The following is a 21,704-nucleotide window of genomic DNA, read 5'->3' as shown; positions in this document are numbered from 1 at the left end:
TATGACGTCACTCCGTCTTGTGACCCTGATCTGCTGCCTGATGCCTTTGGGAATGGCCCACGCCTCCCGAATCAAGGACATCAGCTCGGTGGAAGGCGTTCGTAACAACCAGTTGATTGGTTACGGTCTGGTCGTTGGCTTGCCCGGTACTGGCGAGAAGAACAACGCCTTCACCGAACAGACGTTTCGCACCATGCTCAACAACTTCGGTATCAAGGTGCCGGACAACATCAAGCCCAAGATAAAAGACGTGGCGCCGGTCGCCATCCATGCAGACTTGCCCCCCTTCTCCAAGCCGGGCCAGACCATAGATGTGACCGTATCGGCCATCGGTGAGGCCAAGAGTCTGCGGGGCGGCACCCTATTGCAAAGCTTCCTGAAGGGGTTGGACGGGCGTGTCTATGCGGTGGCGCAGGGCAGTCTGGTGGTGGGGGGCCTCGGAGCCGAAGGGGCCGACGGCTCCAAGGTGGTGATCAATACGCCGACCGTGGGCCGTATCGCCAACGGTGCGACCGTGGAGCGGGAGGTACCGAATTCCTTCGGCCAGGGGGATACCATCACCTTCAACCTGAATCGGCCGGACTTTACCACTGCTCGCCGCCTGGCGGATGTGGTCAATGATCTGGTGGGGCCCAACACGGCGCAGGCACTCGATGCCACCTCGGTCAAGGTCTATGCACCGCGGGATCCAGGCCAGCGGGTCTCTTATCTGGCGACCATAGAGAATCTGGAAGTGGATCCCGCCAGTGAGTCGGCCAAGATCATCGTCAATTCCCGTACTGGCACCATTGTCATCGGCAGCAAGGTGCGGCTCAAGCCTGCGGCTATCAGCCATGGCGGCTTGACGGTTACCATCGCCGAGAACCAGCAGGTCTCCCAGCCCAATCCACTGGCGGGAGGAAATACTGCGGTGACCAACAACTCGACCATCAATGTCCAGCAAGAGCCGGGGCGCATGTTCAAGCTCGATACTGGCGCGACGCTGGATGATCTGGTCCGGGCGGTGAATCAGGTCGGGGTGGCTCCCGGCGATCTGATGGCGATCCTGGAGGCGTTGCAACAGGCAGGCGCCATCGAAGGTCAGCTGGTCATACTGTAACAAGCGGCAAGGGGTTGCCACGGGCGGCAATGAGGTAAGCAAAATGGCAGAGTTTGACACCAACAGCGGCATGAACATGGGCATGGTGCAGGATATCAAGAACCTGGATCGCCTGCGTCAGTTGAGCCAGAGCAAGGATGGGCAGGCTGCCGCACTGCAAAGCGCTGCTCGCCAGTTTGAATCCATCTTTACCCAGACCCTGTTCAAGGGGATGCGCCAGGCCAATCAGGTGCTGACCCAGGACAATCCCATGAGCAGCAGCTATACCCAGTTCTATGAAGGCATGCTGGATGAGCAGCGTGTGTCCGACATGGCCAGCAAGGGTGGCATGGGGCTGGCCGACATGGTGATCAAGCAGTTCTCCCCCGAGACTTTTACCCGTCACGATGGCCGCGTACTCAAGCTGCCGCAGCGTACCGAACGGGTCTATAAACCCTACCAGCCACCCACCTCGGCAGCCAACGATCTCATCTCGGCTTCAAAAGTTGGCAAAGATTTTGCTGATAAAGAGATGGGTGAGACTGCCCAGCCGTTGGCCTCATCGCATCGCATTCATCGCACCGTCCCCCCCATGGGGCTGGTACAAGAGGGTCGTGCTGTACGGGGACCCAAGGCGCTGGACAAGACGACGAAGGTGTTCGAGACCCCGGAAGAGTTCGTCAATCGGCTTATGCCCCTTGCCAAAAAGGCGGCGGACAAGTTGGGCCTGAGCCCGGCGGTGCTGGTGGCCCAGGCGGCACTGGAAAGCGGTTGGGGCAAGCGGGTGATCAAGGATGGGGAGGGGCAGATAACCCACAACCTGTTCGGCATCAAGGCGGATCCGCGTTGGCAAGGCCCAAAGGCGGTGGTCAGCACCCTGGAGTATGAACAAGGGGTTGCGTCACGTCAGAAGGCGGCGTTTCGCTCTTATGAGTCGTTTGAGGAGAGCTTCAACGACTATGTGGATTTCCTGACCTCGGGCACTCGCTACAAGGGGGCCTTGGCCAAGGTGGACAGTCCGGATCGCTATTTCGAAGCCTTGCAACAGGCGGGCTATGCCACGGATCCCCAGTACGCCAGGAAACTGAAACAGGTGTTGCGCAGTGATGCCATTGCTGGCTACTCCGCTACCACCAACACAGAAATGGAGCTGTAAGTCATGGCAAGCGATCTGCTTGGAATTGGTACCTCGGGTGTGTTGGCACAGCAACGCTTGCTGCAGACCACCAGCAACAACATAGTCAACGTCAACAGCCAGGGCTATGTGCGTGAGCGTACGCTGATCTATACCAATTCCGTCGGTATGGGCACGGGTGACATGCTGACCGATCGGGTCATCAATACCTACGCCCAGGGTGAGGTGCGCCGTGATACGTCCGCCTATTACGCCTCGGCCAGTCGCTACGAGCAGCTCTCCAATACCGACATTTTGCTGGGGGATGCCAGCAACAGTGTCGGTGCAGCCGTTACCTCCTATTTCAAGGCGTTCCATACCGCCAACGAGGCTCCCGCCGACATCGCCGGCCGCAAGACCACCCTGAGCGAGCTCAGCGGCATGGTAAACCGCTTTCATACCCTGTCAGCCCAGCTGGACAAGCAGACCGACACCATCAACACCACCATAGGTGACGAGACCAAGAAGGTTAACAACCTCATCAACAGCATCAATGATCTGAATCAGGCCATCCTCCGCACCCAGGGAACGCCGGAAGAGAATCTGATGCTGTTCGATCAGCGGGATGAAGCCATTCGCCAGCTCTCCGAAAAAATGGAGATCAGCACAGTGCCTCAGGCCAATGGCAGCATGCTGGTCAACATGAGAACGGGCCACTCGCTGGTCCTCAATGGCGGGGTCGCCCAGTTCAGCGTTGTGTCGGGTAACCCGGATTCTCGGGAGTCCGAGCTGCAGCTGACTCTGGGGGCCAATAAAACCACCATCAATGACAAAGACATAGGTGGCGGGGTGGGGGGCTTGTTTTCCGCTCGCAATGATCTGGAGCCGAGCAAGCGTGAGCTCGGTCAGTTGGCGGCGGCCATGGCCGATGCCATGAACCGGCAGAACCGGTTGGGAATGGATCTGGATAACGAGCTGGGGGGGGATCTCTTCTCTCTTACCTCCAGCGATGGGCTGACCTATGAGCAGAACACCGGCACCGGAGCCGCCAAAGTCAGCTTCGTGCCCGGGAAAGGCACCGAGGTCACCACCTTTGATTACGAGGTACAGTTCAGCAGCGCCACCGGTTACGAGGTGTTCTCGCTGGACAAGGATGGCAATCGCACCTCGCTGGCAACTGGCAGCACACCACCGGCTACCTTCGAGGTTGCCGGGCATGGCATTCAGATCGACCTCTCTGGTACGCCCGCTGCAGGGGACAGGATCCTGCTGCAACCGACCAAACATGCTGCCGCTGGCTTGGGCCAGCTGGCCACCCGCCCGGAGGATCTGGCGCTGGCATCCCCCCTCAAGGTTGACAAGCACAAGGACAACTTCGGTTCTGCCGAGATCAAGCTTGGCGGCGTCTTCAATACAGGCACGGGTTCGGGTTTTGGCACTAATACGCTGGATCCGGCAGCGCCCCAGGTGGTGAAGATAGATGGCAGCGGCAACTACGAAGTCTATGCGGCAGATGGCACTACCCTCATCGGTGTGGCGCCGGCCTCAAGCAAGGGACAGGATCTGATGGCTGCCATCGAGAGCCCGTTGGGGGGACCCAAGGTATATGCCGATCCGACCCAGTCGCCTGGCTATGAGTTCAGCATCACAGGTACGGTAAGGGCCAATGACAGCTTCACCCTGAGCTACAACAAGGATGGTTTTGCCGACAACGCCAACGGGTTGGCTCTGGCGGAGCTGCAAAACAAGGACTTGGTGCGCAAGAGCACCAACGCCGGCACCAGCAATGACAAGATGACCTTCAACGAGGCTTACTCGGGCCTGGTGACAGGGATAGGCAACCAGACCAACCAGGCCAAGACCTTGCTCAAGGCCAACGAAACAAAATTGAGCCAGAGCACCAGTATTTTCGAGAGCGTCTCTGGCGTGAGCCTGGAGGAGGAAGCGGCCAACCTTATCCGCTACCAGCAATCTTATGCGGCATCGGCCCAGGTGGTCAGCACCGCCAAAACCATCTTCGATACCCTGTTGTCTTCAGTGAGGTAAGTGCATGCGTATTACCACCAACATGGTCTATAGCCGGAATATCACCTCGCTGAACAATGCCAACGAAAGGTTGAGCACGGCTTATGAACAGCTGCAGAGCGGGGACAAGTTCAAGACCTCGGGGGAAGACCCCTCCGGCATGAGCCAGAAGATGGCGTTGACCAAGGAGATCGATCTATTCAAGCAGTATGGCGTCAATGGCAGCCTGCTTGAGAACAGCCTGGGTCATGAAGAGACGGTGTTGACCGCGCTCAACAACGCCATGACCAGTGCCCAGACCCTGATCCAGAAATCCAACGACTCTGCGGTGAGCGCAGATGACCGTCTGGCGATTGCCAGTGAGCTGGAAGGGTTGCAAAAACAGATGTTTGACCTGATGAACAGCAAGAACTCTCAGGGCGAGTTTATTTTTGGTGGCAACCAGAGCAAGACCCAGCCATTTATCAAAGACGCCAGCGGGAATTATCTCTTTCAGGGAGATACCGGCCAGCGCAATATTCAGGTGTCACCGACGGTGCAAATTGCAGCCAATGATTCTGGCTTCAATTTGTTTGAGGTAGTCGCTACCCGCAGAACCGGCAGTGCTGCCAGTGCCAATATTCAAGTCGGGGTGGCCGATCAGGGAAACTTCGACAGTTTTTATCGCAATAATTATGATCCAGCCCTTGCCAGCAACCAATATACGGTAACCACGGCCGCGGGTACGCCGGATACGTATGAAATACGGGATGGCGGCGGCACCCTGTTGCAAAGTGGTGATTATGTCGCGGGCAACAAGATCCCCTTCAATGGCCTGGAGCTGACCCTGGATCTGCCTGCAGGCGGTGCGGCACAAGACTTCGTACTGGATCCCCCCCAGAACAACAATATTCTGGATGGTATGTCCGACTTTATTACCGCTCTGCGTGATCCAAATATTTCAGCGGACGATTTTCAGATAAAAGTCGCGGATGCGACTTCCCACATGAAGAATGCCCGCTTGAATGTCGATCAGGGGTTGGGTGAGATCGGCGGCAGAATGAACAGTTTGGAGCAGGTACTTGGCTCTAACGACGGTTTGAGTACCCTCAATCAACAAGCCAGGGCCAAGGTATCCGAGGCGGATTTGTATGAAGTGATCGCCACACTGTCAAAAGAGGATGCGGCATTGAGTGCCTCCCAGCTCTCTTTCAGCAAAATAAGCAAACTGACGCTGTTTGATTATATTCGTTGATATTTTCACGGGCCCGGTCACCGCAATTTCATTGCCAGGTGACAGGGCCCATTTGCTGAATATCCACTGCCAACCCCCATATGAATCCACTCTCGCCCTAATTGTAACAAGATATTGCAGCAGGCCAATTACCTTGTCCTGGTGGCTTGACTCGTATTGAGCATTCGATAATTATGCAGCCCGCACAACAAAGGGTTGTGCGTACTTTTGCAGCATCTCGTTAGGCGAGGCTCCTGTATAAACAAAGGCCACTGATCTCACGACGTCCAGAGACGCCCAAGATCAGGACAGTTTTCATCGGATTAAGGTGTAAACCCAAGTGGCTTCCGGCATGCCGGATACGTTATGCAGTGCTAAAGCTGGTACGTGGGGATGATGACACGCCGGACGGCGTCATTTCCTGCCTATTACTCGTCAATCAAATTGCTGTTTTCTTTCAGACGGCGACCGGATATCCGATCGCGCTCAGGCCCTGCCTGAAATCACATGAGGTCACTTGTGATGAAGAAAACACAGACTCTACTCAATCGTCATCAACTGCTCGATCTGGCCGCCCTGCAGGGCTGGCTGGAGAATAATCTGGATCCGGTTCAGCGCGCCGATCAACTGCTGACCCTGCGTCCGGAAGAGCTCAACTGTATCTTCGATACCCTGCCCACTGAACAAGGCGCGGCCCTGCTGAGCTCACTGTCGGCCGACGTTGCCGGCCGTCTGCTGCTGCGCTTGCATGCCAGCCTTATCGGTGTGTTGCAAGGGGCTATCCCTCGTCGTGATATGCTGGACATACTGCGCCGACTGGGCAGCAGCGAGCGCACCATGCTGCTTTCTCGCTTCCCGGAGCCGGCTCAGTCCACCTTCTACTCCCTGCTCGACTGGCCACCCGAATCGGTTGGCGCCAACATGCGCCATGAGTTTCTGGCCATCAGCGATCAGCAGACGGTGGGCAGTGCCAAGCAGTTGATCCACGATGCCTGGGACAATGCCCAGTTGTTCCAGAACCTGTATGTGGTCAATGCTGAGCATCGTCTGCTCGGCAGTATCGCGCTCAAATCCTTGCTGATTGCCGATCCCCAACTGCCCGTCAGCGACCTGATGGACAGGGATACGGTGCGCATCAATGCACGTGCGGATCAGGAGATGGCTGCCCGTTTGCTGATTGACCGCGACATCTCGACGCTACCGGTAGAGGAGAAGGGCAAGCTGGTGGGTATCTTCCACGTGGACGATGCTGCCGACATCCTGGAGCTTGAGTCCACAGAGGATGCCGAGATGCAGGGTGGCTCGTCGCCGCTCGATACGCCCTATCTGCAGGCGACTCCCTGGCAACTGTGGCGCAAGCGGGTGGGCTGGCTGCTTATCCTGTTTGTGGCAGAAGCCTATACGGGCACAGTACTGCGGGCATTCGAAGAGCAGCTGGAAGCCGCCATTGCGCTGGCCTTCTTCATACCGCTGCTGATCGGTACCGGTGGTAACAGTGGTACCCAGATCACCACTACCATAGTGCGGGCCATGGCGGTGGGTGAGGTGAGCATGCGCAACCTGGGGACCGTCTTGAAAAAGGAACTCTCCACCGGTTTGCTTATCTCGGCAGCGATTGCGGTTGCGGCATGGATCCGGGCCTGGAGCCTGGGTGTCGGCCCCGAGATCGGTATGGTTGTGACCTTGACCATCATCGCCATCGTGCTCTGGAGCGCTACCGTTGCTTCCATCATTCCCATGGTGCTGCGTCGCTTCCGGATTGACCCGGCTGTTGTTTCTGCTCCTTTCATCGCCACCCTGGTGGACGGTACCGGCCTCATCATCTACTTCGAGATGGCCAAGTGGTTGCTGCCCGAGCTGCAGTAAGCCGCCGTTAAAACGAGTGGATAACAGCAAAAAGGCAGCCTGGGCTGCCTTTTTGCTTGTCTGTTTACGGGGTGGAGAAAGGGGATCAGCTCAGCTGAAACAGCAGCGGCCACCCCTGCTCCTGACAATAACGGTGTTCTTTCTCCAGGTTCTGCATCAGCAGGCGGTTCTCGTCGCACCAATCGATCGGCAGGGTGACCACCAGCTGATCTTCGGCTGCCTGCACCTTCCATTCCGGCAACAGGTTGTCTTGGCGCCTGTGGTGCGCCGCCACGGCGAGGCGAAGGATGCGAATGCAACGCAGCACGGTCTGCTCGTCGTGGTTGGGCAGGGGAGGGAGCTCGGAGAGCTTGAGCCCCTTGCGCTGAAACCGCACCAGTGCCGCCAGCAGTGCCTGATCGTCCTGGTTGAAGCCGGGCAGATCCGTGTGCTGCAAGATATAGGCGGAGTGGCGATGGATGCCGCTGTAGTTGATGGCCAGACCAATCTCGTGCAGTCGCGCCGCCCAGCCGAGGATGGCGCGATAGGGCTCCTCCGGCATCTCCCAGGGACCGCTCAGCGCATCGAACAGGGTCAGTACGCTCTGCTCGACCCGATTGGCCTGGCGCTTGTCGATGCGATAGTGGGTGGAGAGGGCCAGGGCGGTACGCTCGCGAATGTCGTGGTGCTGCAAGCGCTCCTCGAATTCATACAGCAACCCTTCGCGCAGTGCACCGTCCGAATACTCCATTCTCTCTATGGGCAGAGAGGTAAAGAGTCCAAGCAGTATGGCCACAGCGGCGGCAAACACCTCCTGGCGCTCCTCGGTCAGGCCGGCGAGTTTCAACTGATCGACCCGCTTGTGGTCGAGCATCTCTCGCTTGAGACGTTCCAGTCCCGCCAATGTGATGCTGCCATCGGTCCAGCCTTCGCCCTGCAGCACGTCGCGCACGGTTCGAATGGAGCCGGAGCTGCCCAGGCAGCTCTGCCAGCCCAACTTGCGATACTGGTTGATGATGGGGGCGAGCTGATGTTGGGTCTCCAGCACGGCGGCGTTGAAGGCCTTCTCGCTCAGCTTGCCGTTGGCAAAGAAATGCTGGGTGAAGCTGACACAGCCCATCTTGCGGCTGGTGAGTGCCTTGCTGTCGAACCCCTCACCTATGATGAGCTCTGTGCTGCCGCCGCCGATATCCACCACCAGAACTTGTCCTTCAATATGCTGGGTGTGGGCGACGCCCTGATAGATGAGACGCGCCTCCTCCTGGCCACTGATGATCTCGATGGGATGGTTGAGCACAGTGGCCGCCTCGCGCACGAACTCGCGGGCATTGCTGGCGCGGCGCAAGGTATAGGTGCCGGCGATACGGATGTGATCCGGCTTGATGTTGGTCAGTCGTTCGGCAAACAGGGCGAGACAGTCGAGGCCACGTCCCATGGCCTCTGCCGACATGCGACGTTGCTCATCCATCCCCTCCGCCAGCCGAACCCGCTCCTTGATGCGATCAACTATCTGCATACGCCCCTCGTTGAGGCGGGCGATCACCATATGAAAACTGTTCGAGCCAAGATCCACGGCGGCGTACAGGCTATTGTCCATTGTTTGACTCTATGCGTTTGAGGTAGTCGTAAATCGCGACCTGGGAACGGATCTTGCGGCGGTTACCCCGCTTCACATATTCGTTCTTCTGATCCGCATCGATGACGCGAGCCTTGCAGGTGTCGCTCAGTTGCAGCTCGAGAATGTCCATGATGCGCTGTTTGAGGCGCTCGTCATAGATGGGCGTGGCCACCTCAATTCGGCCGTCGATGTTGCGGCTCATCCAGTCAGCGCTGGAAATATAGAGCTGGGGGTTGCCCTTGTTGTGAAACACCATGACCCGCGGGTGTTCGAGGAAGCGGTCTATGATGCTGATCACTTTGATGTTTTCGCTCAAGCCCGGCACGCCGGGACGCAGGGCGCACATGCCGCGGATGATCATCTGGATGTGTACCCCCGCTTGACCGGCGGCATAGAGGCGGTTGATGAGATCCCTGTCCACCAGGTTGTTGATCTTGAGAATAATGCCGCTGGGCTGTCCCACCTTGGCGTTGGTGAGCTCGTTGTCGATCAGCCGATAGAGCTGACGGCGGCTGTTGATGGGGGAGACCAGCAGGTGGTTGAACTTGTAACGCTTATAGGGGTACTCGATGTATTCAAACACCCCTTCCACTTCGGCCGTGATATCCGGATGGCGGGTCAACAGGGAGAAGTCGGTGTAAATCTTGGCCGTCTTCTCGTTGAAGTTGCCGGTGCCGATATGGGCGTAGCGCACCGCCTCGCCATTTTCGTGGCGGGTAATGAGACAGAGTTTGGAGTGGATCTTGAGGCTCGGCACCCCGAACACCACCTTGACCCCGGCGTCAGTGAGAATGTTGGCCCAGTCGATGTTGGCCGCTTCGTCAAAACGGGCCCGCAGCTCCACCACCACTGTCACCTTCTTGCCGTTGTTGGCGGCATCGATGAGGGAGTGAATGATGCGCGACTTCTTGGCGACCCGGTAGATATTGATGCGAATGGCACTGACCGCAGGATCGAACGCCGCCTGGCGCACCAGCTCGGTGAAGTGATGAAACTTGTGGTACGGGTAGTAGAGCAGTATGTCCTGCTTGGCGATGGCATCAAAGGCATTGACGAAGCCGTCAAAGTCGCGGCATTCGAGGGCAGGCAGCTTGGGGTTTTCCAGATAGTCCCGGCCCACGTTGGGGAAGCCGATGAAATCCTTGAAGTTGTGATAACGCCCGCCCGGCATGATGGCGTCGTAGGAGCTGATCTGCAGCTTGAGCTTGAGGAAGCTTATCATGGCGGCGGGCATCTCCCGCTCGTAGACGAAGCGCACCGGCATGGCGGTGAGACGCTGCTTCAAGCCGTCACTCATCTTGTCCACCAGGCTGAGATCCAGCTGATCGGAGAGGTCATACTCGGCATCCCGGGTCAGCTTCACCGCGTAGGCGGCAATCTCGTCATAGTCGAAGAAGCCCTTGAAGATCTCGTCGAGACAAAAGCGGATGACGTTATCCAGAATGATGATCTGCTTCTTGCGGCGGGTGCCTTCCGGAGGCAGCTGGAAGAAGCGGGGCAGATCATCGGTCGGTACCTCCACCAGAGCGTACTGGATCACCTGGCCATTCTTCTTCATCTCGATGGCCAGATAGGTGTACTCATCCTTGAGGAACTTGACCGGGTTGACCTCTTTGTTGAGCAGGATAGGAATGATGTGGCGCAGTACCTTCTCTCTGAAAAAGACCCGCAACCACTGATGGATTGACTCGGAGATCTGGGTCTCGTTGACCAAGAAGATGTTGTGGCGGGCCAGGGCGATCAACAGCTCCTTGTAGGTGTTGTCGAACGCTTCGCCGAGCGCCATCACCTTCTGCTGGATGGCGCGCAGCAGCACTTTGGCTTCGTCACCGCCGCCGTGTACTTCATTGATGAGAATACGGCGCTTGACGTCCGACACCCGCACCTTGAAGAACTCGTCCTGGTTGGAGGAGAAGATCCCAAGAAAACGGACCCGCTCTATGAGGGGCACCGTCTTGTCCATCGCCTCTTGCAACACCCGTTCATTGAATGAGAGCCAGCTCAGCTCTTTTTCTTCATACTGCTTGTCGGTGCTCATCTAATGCCTCTGTATCAGGTCGCGTCTGCGCGGCAGTTATGGCGTGTGAATATGACAGATTGATGACAATCCGCTCAGTCGGTGAAAGCCTGGTCGATATCGACGACAAGATCGTCAGATAGAGATTCAAGTGCCGCCACAAGATCGTCCAGCTCCAGCTGGGGTGGCAGGGCCACCAGGGCGTGAGCATAGAAGAGTGGGGCGCCCGAGTGGGGCGCAGGTTCGCAACCCGTGGTGAGATCGGCCACGTTGATGTTGAGCTGGCGCAGTATGCTGGCCACTTCGTGCACTATCCCTGCTCTGTCGTTGCCGGTGACGCTGAGCATGACCTGGCGTTCCGGTTCCTGGCCGAGCTGGCCTTCGGCAAAGCTGACGGTGAGGCCGGGCAACATTACCAAGGCCTCACACAGGCTGCGGTAGTGCTCATCGGGCACAGTGACGTGCAGGATGCCGGCAAATTGCCCGGCCAGCTCGCTCATGGAACTGCCCAGCCAGTTGCCCTGTTGCTGTGTGATGACATCCGCCAGACTCTCGACTATGCCGGGTTTGTCTGTACCTATCACGGTCACGACCAATTGCTTCTGCATCCTGCTCTCCTTGGAATTGGGTTTCTGTAGCATTGTGCCTGCTGTGGCAGGCCATATGAAGCCCCGTTCGGCCTAAACAGGCTGAAAAAAACCAGAGGGGAGGTTTGTGCCACGTTTCAGCGCTGCCGGGTATCTGACCCCTGTGGTAGAGTGATGCCCTCTTTCGTTTTGTGAACTGGATAGTGCATTCATGAATACCCTTGTCGTATCGGGATTGGTGTTGTTGGTGCTGCTCCTGCTGGTGGTCTTCTGGACCAGGAGCAAGAGAGGCAAGGCGTTGCCCTATGATCTGCAGGAGGCCCTGTTCAGCCCGGCCGAGCGCTCCTTCCTCGGTGTGCTGGACTTGGCAGTCGGTGACAAGGCCCGGGTCTTTGCCAAGGTGAGGGTGGCCGATGTGCTGACGCCACAGGCAGGGCTTGGCAAAAGCAAATGGCAGCAACACTTCAACAAGATCAGCGCCAAGCACCTGGATTATCTGCTCTGCCACCCGGCCGATCTCTCCTTTATTTGCGCCATCGAGCTCGATGACAGTTCTCATCGACATCAGAAACGCAAGGCCCGCGACCTTTTCCTGAAAACTGCCTGCGACAGTGCCGGTTTGCCGTTGCTGCAGATCCCGGCGAGTGCCCATTATCAGGTGGAAGAGCTGCGCGAGCAGATCCTGCCGCTGCTGGTCAAGACAACTGCACCGCTGGTCGACAATGTGATGCCGGGTGAGCGCCGCGAGCCAACCTTCAGCCCCTTGCTGCTGGACGGTGTCGACATGGACGAGACCCGCCATGGGGGACGCTCGCCTTCAAGCTCGTCCCCTGTGATCACCACGCCGGTCAGGAGTGCACTGGTCTCGACCGCCGACAGCGAGCTGGTGGATAACTTGTTTGCCGAAGTGGAGGACGAAGAGGACTCGCATTCGCACCAGGCACCCCATTGTCCTCGCTGCGATGCGCCGCTGGTGGAACGGGAGGCCAAAAAAGGTCCCCATGCCGGTCGCCTGTTCATGGCGTGCAGCCGCTTCCCCGAGTGTCGCTACGCCGCCCCCCACACCAACGCCCGTCACTGATCCCTTGTTGCATGTTCCCGGCCTGTCACTGGGCCGGAAACATGCAGTCAATATCCCTGCCTCGCGGTAGCGCCCCATGCCTCATCAAAAAAGAGGCGACAAAATTTATCTTATTACGCAGTTGCGTCGATAAACTTAAGTCAAATGCGACAAATTTTGACAATGCGTCGGAATTTTGGCACTTTGTGCGACCTGCATAAGGTGCGTGGCTTGACCACAGAAGCACATTAAAACAATAAGTTACGTCTATTATAAGAGGGATGGATATGATGGCGATGGGAGTATTGATTGTTGATGCCGATGCGCAGCGGCGCCAACAGTTGGGCACTGTGCTCTCGTTTATGGGGATCCCCTGGCAGGAGATTGCCGAGAGCGAGCTGGATGTGGCCATCGAAACGTCCGGCCCGCTGCAAGGGGTGCTGGCCGGTGCCTTGACAGGTCGTCCGTTGGACGAATTGCTGACCCTCTTTCCCCGCATTCCGTTTTTGTCGCTGGTTCCGGCTGATTTCCCCAACAGCAACTTCATCGGTGTCGCCGAAGCTCCCTTCACCTACGAATCCCTCACTCGGTATCTGCATTTCTGTCAGGCATTTGTCTCCTTGCATCCTCGCCAGCAGACCCATGACAAGGGCCAGGCCCTGCTGCGTCTGCTGGTGGGCAAGGGGCGTGGCATCCAGGAGGTGCGCCGCCTCATCAGCCAGGTGGCCGAAACCGACGCCAACGTATTGATCCTGGGTGAGTCCGGGACGGGTAAAGAGGTGGTCGCCCGCGCCATTCACGAACTCTCTTCACGCTGTGCCGGTCCCTTCGTGCCCATCAACTGCGGCGCCATCCCGGCCGAATTGCTGGAAAGCGAACTGTTCGGTCATGAAAAAGGGGCCTTCACCGGCGCCATCGCCTCCCGTCGCGGCCGCTTCGAGCTGGCACAGGGTGGCACCCTGTTCCTCGACGAGATCGGTGACATGCCATTGCCGATGCAGGTCAAGTTGCTGCGGGTGTTGCAGGAGCGGCTGTTTGATCGGGTCGGCGGTGGCAAGCCGATCCAGGCGGACGTGCGCATCATAGCGGCGACCCACAGGGATCTGGAGGTGATGATCCGTACCCAGGGCTTTCGCGAGGATCTCTACTATCGCCTCAATGTCTTTCCCATCGAGACGCCGCCGCTGCGGGAGCGGGTCGACGACATTCCGCTATTGCTGCAGGAGCTGCTCAACCGTCATGCCGAGCAGCATCATGGCATCATTCGCCTGACCCAGCGCGCCATGGAATCCCTAATGCAATACCCCTGGCCCGGCAATGTGCGCGAGCTTTCCAACCTGCTGGAGCGGCTGCTTATTCTCTACCCGCAACAGATCGTCGATGTGGCCGACCTGCCGAGCCGTTATCGTCTGCTGCCGTGTGAGCCGAGGGATGAGCGGTTGACCGAAATGGACGAGCGCGATGCGCTGGCCGCCGTGTTCCAGGATCCGCCCGAGCTGGATATGCACAACAGTCACGCCCGCGCCATGCAGCTGCCTGAGGAGGGGGTCAATCTCAAGGAGATGCTGGCCGACTTGGAGGTGGAGCTGATCCGCCAGGCGCTGGAATCCCAGGATGGTGTCGTGGCCCGTGCCGCCGATTTGCTCGGCATGCGCCGTACCACGCTGGTGGAGAAGATGAAAAAGTACGGGATGAGCAAGGAAGTCTAAAGGTCAAAGCCTTGACGCTTATGTTCAAGGCTTTGATTTATAGTGATATTTTTAGTGGCATGGAAATTGAATAACCTGACCTAATCGCCAGTTTGAGGTCAGGTTTATGACAGCCCAGCAGCAGGACAATCCACTCCAGTCTCACGAGGTGAGCCAGCTTTATGCCATCTTCACGGCGCTGCCGACCGGTGTATTGCTGCTCGATGGCGAGGGTCGCATCACCCGTGCCAACCCGGCAGCCCTGGCACTGTTGGGGGAGCCGCTGGAAGGTCAGTCCTGGCGCCAGATCATCGACCGCTGCTTCCAGCCCCGTGAGGATGACGGTCACGAGATCTCCCTGCGTGACGGACGGCGGGTGCAGCTCTCGACCCAGCCGCTGCCGGATCAACCCGGCCAGTTGGTATTCATCACGGATCTGACCGAAACCCGCAAACTGCAGGACAGAGTCAACCACATGAAGCGGTTGTCTGCCCTTGGCAACATGGCGGCCTCGCTGGCCCACCAGATCCGCACACCGCTCTCTGCCGCCATGCTCTATGCGGCCAATCTTGCCAACCGCACCTTGAAACCCGAGTCCCGCAGCCAGTTCCAGCAAAAGCTGATGGCCAGGTTGCAAGATCTCGAGAAACAGATCAACGACATACTGCTGTTCGCTCGCAACGGTGACAACCAGGTGGTGACCCCCATCTCGGTACAGGGGTTGCTGGCCGAGGTACAGGCCGGTGCCGAGGCATTCTGCAACCAGCAAGGCTGCGAGTTGCACATGGAGGCGCCGGAGCCGGATCTGTGCCTGCTTGCCAACAGCAGTGCACTGGCGGGGGCCATCAACAATCTGATCGCCAACGCCCAGCAGGCGGGGGCCACCTCCTTGCTGGTGAGTGCGGTGCGCAGCGGCGCCCGGGTGGAGATGCGCATCCTCGACAATGGCAAGGGGATGCCCGCTCACCTGCTCAACCAGATTTTCGAACCCTTCTTCACCACCCGCTCCCAGGGCACTGGCCTGGGCCTGGCGGTGGTGCAATCTGTGGTGCGTGCCCATCAGGGGGAGGTCAGTGTGGCCTCAGTGCCCACTGAAGGCACCTGCTTTACTCTGTCGTTCCCTCTGCATCAGCAACCGATGCAGCTTGGAGGTGTCGCATGACTCAGGCCCGTATTCTGGTCGTAGAAGATGACAATGGCCTGCGCGAAGCGCTGGTGGATACACTCTTGCTCGGCGGCTACGAGTGTCGTGAAGCGGACAGCGGCGAACGCGCCCTGTTGGCTCTGTCGCGCCAAAGCTTTGATATGGTGATCTCCGATATCCAGATGGGGGGCATGGATGGCCTGACCCTGCTGGCCGCTATCCGCCAGCAATATCCGCAGATCCCCGTGCTGCTGATGACGGCCTACGCCAACATCGACGGTGCCGTGCGCGCCATGCGGGAAGGCGCCATCGACTATCTCGCCAAGCCGTTTTCTCCCGAAGTGCTGCTCAATCAGGTCAGCCGCTATGTGCCGGCCCAGAAAGTGGAGAAGCGCGCCGTGGTATACGGGGATCCCAAGACCGCCGAACTGTTCCAACTAGCGACCCGGGTGGCCAGAAGCGAAGCCACTGTCATGGTGACTGGCCCGAGCGGTACCGGTAAAGAGGTGCTGGCTCGCTACATTCACGACAACTCCAGCCGCGCCGAACAAACCTTCGTCGCCATCAACTGCGCCGCCATCCCGGAAAACATGCTGGAGGCGACCCTGTTCGGCTACGAGAAGGGGGCCTTCACCGGTGCCGTGCAGGGTTGCCCCGGCAAGTTCGAGCAGGCCCAGGGCGGCACCTTGCTGCTCGACGAGATCACCGAGATGGATCTGGGGTTGCAAGCCAAGCTGCTGCGGGTATTGCAGGAAAAAGAAGTAGAGCGGCTCGGCAGTCGCAAGATGATCCCCCTCGATGTGCGGGTCATCGCCACCAGCAACCGGGATCTCAAGAAGGCGGTGCAGGACGGCCTGTTTCGCGAGGATCTCTACTACCGTCTCAACGTCTTCCCCCTGCGTTGGACCGCGCTCTGGGAGCGGCCCGGCGACATACTGCCGCTGGCGGAACACCTGCTGGCACTGCATGCCAGCCAGCAGGGGCTGCCGACGCCGCAGCTGGCAGAGAGGGCTCGCGAACGTCTGTTGGCCCACGCCTGGCCCGGCAACGTGCGCGAGCTGGACAACGTGGTACAACGTGCCCTGATCCTGAGCCCGGATGGCCTCATTGGCTGCGAGCACCTGATCCTGGAAGAGGTGGACGAAGAGGAGATCCGCTTCACTGGCAGCGACCGTATCAGCGGCAGCGAGCATCTGGGCAGTGAGCTCAAGCAGCAGGAGCATCAGATCATCCTCGACACCCTGCAAGACTGCAACGGCAGCCGCAAGGTGGTAGCCGACCGGCTCGGCATCAGCCCGCGCACCCTGCGCTACAAGCTGGCCCAGATGCGGGAGGCGGGGATAGATCTTCCCGCCTGAGTATGGGGGTCGAACCCGTCGTGGCCCTGGTTGCTTGGCCTGGTTATCAGGTGGCCGGGAGCCCCTCTGGGTTGCAAGGTGGTGTGGAAACTGTCGTGACCCTCATGGTCTGACCCTGTTGCCCAAAAGGAAGGGGTCGCCTGTTTGCGGGAAGGTGGGGGTGAGCAATACCCTTGTCCCTGGCTGTCCGGCTTGGTTATCAGTGCAGTCAGGGTGGCGTTGCGTTCGAGTGCCGAGGGTGGGAACTGTCATGGTCTTGGCGGCCTGGCTCGATTATCATGGGGTCCTTGGCGTTTGAGCCTGGCCCCTGCCGTATCGTTGATGCAGGGGACCGAGCCTTTATAAGGGACCCCTATGATCTCTCATCGAAAACTCGAAACCGTACTCAACCATCTACTTGAACCCCACGCCATCAAGGATTACTGCCCCAATGGGTTGCAGGTGGAAGGGCGCGCGCGCATTCGCAAGGTCGTGACCGGCGTCACCGCCAGTCAGGCTCTGATCGATGCGGCCGTGGCCCTCGACGCCGATGCCATTCTGGTCCATCACGGTTACTTCTGGAGCGGCGAGCCGGCCCAGATCACCGGCATGAAGCAGCGTCGCCTCAAGACCCTGCTGACCCACGACATCAACCTGTTTGCCTATCATCTACCGCTGGATGTGCATCCCGAGGTGGGTAACAACGCCCAGCTTGCCAAGCTGCTGGACATCAAGGTGCGCCGTGGCCTGGAGCCCTGGAACAGCAAGAGCGTCGCCATGGTGGGCAAGCTGGAAGAGCCGATGAGCGGTCGCGATTTTGCGAAGCTCATCGCCGAACGGCTCGGTCGTGAACCCCTTTATTGTGGTGATACAGGCCCCGAGCTTATCCGCTCCGTGGCCTGGTGCACTGGCGGTGGCCAGAGCTATATCAATCTGGCGGCGGAGCAGGGGATCGATGCCTTCATCTCCGGCGAAGCCTCCGAGCAGACCATCCACACCGCCCGCGAGATGGGCATGCACTTCTATGCGGCCGGGCACCATGCTACCGAGCGCTACGGCATCAAGGCGCTGGGAGAGTGGCTGGCGACCGTGCAGGGGCTGGATGTCACCTTTATCGATATCGACAATCCGGTGTAAGTTCGATTAGCCGCGTAGCGGCGTAATCGGACATGATTGCAGCAATTGAGCGAGTAGCTAGAAATGACAAGGGAGGCTGAGCCTCCCTTGTTACATTTTACATGCTGCGCTTGGCGGTTACTCGCAGGCATGACCTGCGGGGCCAAGGGCGGCACCGTCCAGCAGGACGGTATCGCCTTGCATTCTCAGCCTTCCCTCGCAGAACCACTGCACCACCAGCGGGTAGATGCTGTGCTCCTGGACCTGTACCCGGGCCGCCACTTCCTCGACATCGTCACCTTCGAAGATGGGGACGCGAGCCTGCAGGATCACGGGACCGCCATCCAGCTCTTCGGTGACGAAATGGACGCTGGCACCGTGCTCGCTATCACCAGCATCAATAGCACGCTGGTGAGTGTGCAAGCCCTGATACTTGGGCAGCAGTGAAGGGTGGATGTTGATCATCCGCCCTGCAAAGTGACGCACCAGATCGGCACTCAGGATCCGCATAAAGCCGGCCAATACCACCAGATCCGGCTGATAGTCATCCATCAGCGCCTGCAGGGCGACGTCATACTCCGCCCGGCTGGCAAACTGCTGCTGGGCCAGAATGGAGGTCGCCACCCCGGCCGTTTGCGCACGCACCAAGCCGTAGGCATCGGCCTTGTTGCTGATGACGCCGGCCACTTCGCCGGCAATCTTGCCGCTGGCGCAACTGTCGAGAATGGCCTGCAGGTTGCTGCCGCTGCCAGAGACAAGCACCAGGATGCGTTTCATAGGGGAGGGCATTTGGCTGCTGATCCGGTCACTCATTGAATGATGACCTGCTCCTCACCCTCGGCCGCCTTGGCGATATGGCCGATGTGCCATGCATTCTCGCCTTCGGCCTTGAGCAGGGTCAGCGCTTTCTCAAGCTGATCCGCAGGCAGGGCGATGATCATGCCGACACCGCAGTTGAAGGTACGGTACATCTCGTGGCGGGTGACGTTGCCGGCCTGCTGCAACCAGCTGAACACCGCCGGCCACTGCCAGCTCTGCTCGTTGATCACCGCCTTGGTGTTGGCGGGCAGTACGCGCGGTATGTTTTCCCAGAAGCCGCCGCCAGTGATGTGGGACAGGGCGTGGATCTCGCACTCCTTGATGAGCTTGAGCACCGGCTTCACATAGATGCGGGTCGGCTCCAGCAAGGCGTTGGCCAGGGTGGTATCACCCAGCGGCTGGCGCACATCGGCCTTTGAGACCTCAAGGATCTTGCGGACCAGGGAGAAACCGTTGGAGTGGGGGCCACTGGCAGCCAGGGCGATCAGGGCATCACCGTCACCCACTTTGCTGCCGTCGATGATCTCGCTCTTTTCCACCACACCGACGCAGAAACCGGCGATGTCGTAGTCTTCCCCTTCATACATGCCCGGCATCTCGGCTGTTTCGCCGCCCACCAGGGCACAACCTGATTGCTCACAGCCGACACCGATACCGGTGACAACAGCCGCGGCCGTGTCCACGTCCAGCTTGCCGGTGGCATAGTAGTCGAGGAAGAACAGGGGCTCAGCACCCTGTACGATCAGGTCGTTGACGCACATGGCCACCAGGTCGATACCGACGGTATCGTGCTTTTTCAGATCGATGGCGAGACGCAGCTTGGTGCCCACACCATCGGTACCGGAGACCAGTACCGGTTCCTTGTAGCCCGCAGGGATTTGACACAGGGCCCCAAAGCCGCCAAGACCACCAAGGACTTCAGGACGACGAGTGCGTTTTGACACGCCCTTGATACGTTCAACCAGTGCATTGCCAGCATCGATATCTACGCCAGCATCCTTGTAGCTCAGTGAGGTTTTGTCAGTCACGCGTATTCCCCGTCATATGAAGAAGTGGAGGGTAAAATTCGGGGCGTATTCTAACAGTGGCCGAGTAAAAGCAGAAAGGAAATCGTTTGCGCGTTTTTGCGTGGAAAAGCTCTACAAGCCGTGGCTTTTGTTGTATGATTCCGCGATTTTTTTCGCGGCAGTTAGAGGAGATAATAATGAAAGTCGTTGAAGTCAAACACCCCCTGGTCAAACACAAAATCGGGTTGATGCGTGAAGGCGATATCAGCACCAAGCGTTTCCGTGAACTGGCCAAAGAAGTGGGCAGTTTGTTGACCTACGAAGCGACCTCTGACTTCGAAACCGAGAAGGTTACCATCGACGGCTGGAACGGACCAGTGGAAGTTGACCAGATCAAGGGCAAGAAGGTCACTGTCGTGCCCATCCTGCGTGCCGGTCTTGGCATGATGGATGGCGTGCTGGAGCACATGCCGAGCGCCCGCGTCAGCGTGGTCGGTATCTACCGCGATGAAGAGACTTTGCAACCGGTTCCCTACTTCGAGAAGATCGTCAGCAACATCGAAGAGCGCCTGGCGCTGGTCATCGACCCCATGCTGGCCACTGGCGGCTCCATGATTGCCACCATCGACCTGCTGAAAAAGAAAGGCTGCCAATCCATCAAGGTGCTGGTGCTGGTCGCCGCGCCCGAAGGCATCAAGGCGCTGGAAGCCGCTCACCCCGACGTTGAGCTCTACTGCGCCTCCGTCGATCAGGGCCTGAACGAGAAAGGCTATATTGTCCCGGGTCTGGGGGATGCTGGCGACAAGATCTTTGGTACCAAGTAATTCCTGATGCCTTGACCACCTTCTCTGTATGAGGGGTGAGAATGGAGCCGGCGCCTTGCCGGCTCTGCTGTTTATGGCATCCTCTGTCTTGCTGCAATGCGCGCCTTGCCGCTACCATAAGCAGCATCTCCCATTTCGAGACTCCTCTCATGCTCAAACGTGTTGTGACCGCCCTCTGCTGCGGCTTGTCATTCATGGTCTCGGCCGCTCAGGTGACCGATCTCTATCAGGGCAAGGCGCCCACCAGCGGCGACATGGTGGCTGCCCAGTCCCAGGCGCTGGGGGATGTGCTCGTCAAGGTGACCGGCAAACGGGACATCCTCACCCAGCCTGACGTGGTCAAGGCGCTGGCCGCCCCCGGCGACTATGTGCAGCACTATGGCTATCAGGATGTGGGGCCGGTCAAGTTTCTGAAAGCCGACTTCAACGTGGCCAAGGTCAACGCCCTGATCTCCCAAAGCAAGTTTGCCCTGCTGGGGCCTGCAAGGCCACAGATGGCACTCTGGCTGGTGATCAATGAGGGGGAGCGCCGCATCCTGCCGGATCAATCCAGCGATGGCTGGGCCAGCGCACTGCGAACCCAGAGCCAGGCCATGGGACTGCCGGTCAGCATTCCTTTGATGGATCTCGATGACAACATGGCGGTCAACGCCACTGACGTCTGGGGTCGTTTTGCCGCTCCCATACTGCAGGCGAGCCAGCGTTATGGCGCCGAGATGGTGGTGCTGGGCAAGCTGACACCGGAAGGTGACAAGTGGAGCATAGACTGGGGCCTTTATGGGCCCAAGGCCGGAGGCGAGCTGGCCGAACTCACCCGTGGCAGCAGCAGTGGTACCCAGGCCGAGGTGGCACAGCATTTTGCCGATGAGCTGGCTGCCTGGCTGGTACAGAACTATGGCGCGCGCATTTCGGGTGTCGCTTCCAGTCAGACACTGGTGGTGGAAGGTTTGTCCGGTATTGATGGCATGATCACGGTGCAGAAGATGCTGCAGGGGATGGCCAGCGTTACCAAGGTGACTATCGGCAAGCTGGAGGGGGACAAGGTGACCTTCGATCTCTCGTTGCAGGGCGACAAGGCCGAGCTCATCCGCGGCCTGCAACTGGAGAGCCGGTTGCGCCAGATTGATGATAATGACAGCGGTTTGCGTTACCAATGGTCGCAGCCCTGATCATTTCATCGTGTTCCCGACCGCCCGGCCAAGTCCGGGCGGT

Annotated in this window: 17 protein-coding genes and 1 riboswitch; of the genes, 12 read left to right on the top strand and 5 right to left on the bottom strand. The window is 58.8% G+C overall.

Going from position 1 to position 21,704, the window contains the following annotated elements:
* Position 1: 1 nt before the first annotated feature.
* The 5 genes from GWQ31_RS00545 (at position 2) to mgtE (ending at position 7,296) form a co-directional block, all read left to right on the top strand.
* Positions 2-1,099: a flagellar basal body P-ring protein FlgI gene (locus GWQ31_RS00545; protein WP_265462404.1), complete on the top strand. Its 1,098-nt coding sequence runs from the start codon at positions 2-4 to the stop codon at positions 1,097-1,099.
* A gap of 43 nt (positions 1,100-1,142) precedes the next feature.
* Positions 1,143-2,234 carry a flagellar assembly peptidoglycan hydrolase FlgJ gene (gene flgJ / locus GWQ31_RS00540; protein ID WP_275908400.1) on the top strand — a complete coding sequence of 364 codons (1,092 nt, stop codon included), beginning with the start codon at positions 1,143-1,145 and terminating at the stop codon, positions 2,232-2,234.
* Between the two features lie 3 nt (positions 2,235-2,237).
* Entirely contained in the window at positions 2,238-4,238 is a 2,001-nt protein-coding gene (locus GWQ31_RS00535; RefSeq protein WP_275908399.1) for a flagellar basal body rod C-terminal domain-containing protein, read from the top strand.
* Between the two features lie 4 nt (positions 4,239-4,242).
* The gene (flgL, locus tag GWQ31_RS00530) at positions 4,243-5,451 is read left to right on the top strand and encodes a flagellar hook-associated protein FlgL (RefSeq protein WP_265421219.1); all 1,209 of its coding nucleotides are present in this window, start codon (positions 4,243-4,245) and stop codon (positions 5,449-5,451) included.
* 209 nt (positions 5,452-5,660) lie between these two features.
* Positions 5,661-5,830, top strand: a riboswitch (M-box (ykoK) riboswitch).
* A gap of 122 nt (positions 5,831-5,952) precedes the next feature.
* On the top strand, positions 5,953-7,296 hold the full coding sequence (gene mgtE, locus GWQ31_RS00525; protein WP_005320192.1) for a magnesium transporter: 1,344 nt from the start codon (positions 5,953-5,955) through the stop codon (positions 7,294-7,296).
* A gap of 85 nt (positions 7,297-7,381) precedes the next feature.
* On the opposite strand, the gene ppx is transcribed toward mgtE, so the two are convergent.
* The 3 genes from ppx to GWQ31_RS00510 form a co-directional block, all read right to left on the bottom strand.
* Positions 7,382-8,872: an exopolyphosphatase gene (gene ppx, locus GWQ31_RS00520; protein WP_265462400.1), complete on the bottom strand. Its 1,491-nt coding sequence runs from the start codon at positions 8,870-8,872 to the stop codon at positions 7,382-7,384.
* Complete coding sequence (ppk1, locus tag GWQ31_RS00515; protein WP_275908398.1) at positions 8,862-10,931, bottom strand: polyphosphate kinase 1; 2,070 nt, start codon at positions 10,929-10,931, stop codon at positions 8,862-8,864. Before ppk1 ends, ppx begins: the two co-directional genes overlap by 11 nt.
* Before the next feature lie 74 nt (positions 10,932-11,005).
* The gene (locus tag GWQ31_RS00510; RefSeq protein ID WP_021139235.1) at positions 11,006-11,518 is read right to left on the bottom strand and encodes an ACT domain-containing protein; all 513 of its coding nucleotides are present in this window, start codon (positions 11,516-11,518) and stop codon (positions 11,006-11,008) included.
* A gap of 190 nt (positions 11,519-11,708) precedes the next feature.
* Between GWQ31_RS00510 and GWQ31_RS00505 the strand changes: the two genes are divergently transcribed.
* The 5 genes from GWQ31_RS00505 to GWQ31_RS00485 all read left to right on the top strand — a co-directional run bounded on the left by GWQ31_RS00505 (position 11,709) and on the right by GWQ31_RS00485 (position 17,863).
* Positions 11,709-12,578, top strand: coding sequence for a DUF2726 domain-containing protein (locus GWQ31_RS00505; RefSeq protein ID WP_005320184.1), 870 nt, complete (start codon positions 11,709-11,711; stop codon positions 12,576-12,578).
* 266 nt (positions 12,579-12,844) lie between these two features.
* On the top strand, positions 12,845-14,266 hold the full coding sequence (locus tag GWQ31_RS00500) for a sigma-54 dependent transcriptional regulator (RefSeq protein WP_034523731.1): 1,422 nt from the start codon (positions 12,845-12,847) through the stop codon (positions 14,264-14,266).
* Positions 14,267-14,372: 106 nt separating this feature from the next.
* The gene (locus GWQ31_RS00495; RefSeq protein WP_275908397.1) at positions 14,373-15,407 is read left to right on the top strand and encodes a sensor histidine kinase; all 1,035 of its coding nucleotides are present in this window, start codon (positions 14,373-14,375) and stop codon (positions 15,405-15,407) included.
* Positions 15,404-16,747 carry a sigma-54 dependent transcriptional regulator gene (locus tag GWQ31_RS00490; RefSeq protein WP_275908396.1) on the top strand — a complete coding sequence of 448 codons (1,344 nt, stop codon included), beginning with the start codon at positions 15,404-15,406 and terminating at the stop codon, positions 16,745-16,747. The genes GWQ31_RS00495 and GWQ31_RS00490 overlap by 4 nt, the downstream gene beginning before the upstream one ends.
* Before the next feature lie 354 nt (positions 16,748-17,101).
* Positions 17,102-17,863: a Nif3-like dinuclear metal center hexameric protein gene (locus tag GWQ31_RS00485; protein ID WP_021139230.1), complete on the top strand. Its 762-nt coding sequence runs from the start codon at positions 17,102-17,104 to the stop codon at positions 17,861-17,863.
* 117 nt (positions 17,864-17,980) lie between these two features.
* Here the strand turns inward: GWQ31_RS00485 and purN are convergent, their stop codons facing one another.
* Positions 17,981-18,619, bottom strand: a complete 639-nt coding sequence (gene purN / locus GWQ31_RS00480) for a phosphoribosylglycinamide formyltransferase (protein ID WP_271774581.1) — start codon at positions 18,617-18,619, stop codon at positions 17,981-17,983.
* Positions 18,620-18,651: 32 nt separating this feature from the next.
* Positions 18,652-19,689, bottom strand: a complete 1,038-nt coding sequence (gene purM / locus GWQ31_RS00475) for a phosphoribosylformylglycinamidine cyclo-ligase (protein WP_271774582.1) — start codon at positions 19,687-19,689, stop codon at positions 18,652-18,654.
* Positions 19,690-19,865: 176 nt separating this feature from the next.
* Between purM and upp the strand changes: the two genes are divergently transcribed.
* Positions 19,866-20,492: a uracil phosphoribosyltransferase gene (upp, locus tag GWQ31_RS00470; RefSeq protein ID WP_005320172.1), complete on the top strand. Its 627-nt coding sequence runs from the start codon at positions 19,866-19,868 to the stop codon at positions 20,490-20,492.
* Between the two features lie 149 nt (positions 20,493-20,641).
* Positions 20,642-21,661 carry a DUF2066 domain-containing protein gene (locus GWQ31_RS00465; protein WP_099993830.1) on the top strand — a complete coding sequence of 340 codons (1,020 nt, stop codon included), beginning with the start codon at positions 20,642-20,644 and terminating at the stop codon, positions 21,659-21,661.
* Positions 21,662-21,704 lie beyond the last annotated feature (43 nt).

It is taken from the genome of Aeromonas sp. 2MA4, assembly GCF_029237305.1.
Taxonomy (GTDB): domain Bacteria; phylum Pseudomonadota; class Gammaproteobacteria; order Enterobacterales; family Aeromonadaceae; genus Aeromonas; species Aeromonas salmonicida.
This window is presented reverse-complemented; position numbering and strand designations above follow the sequence as displayed.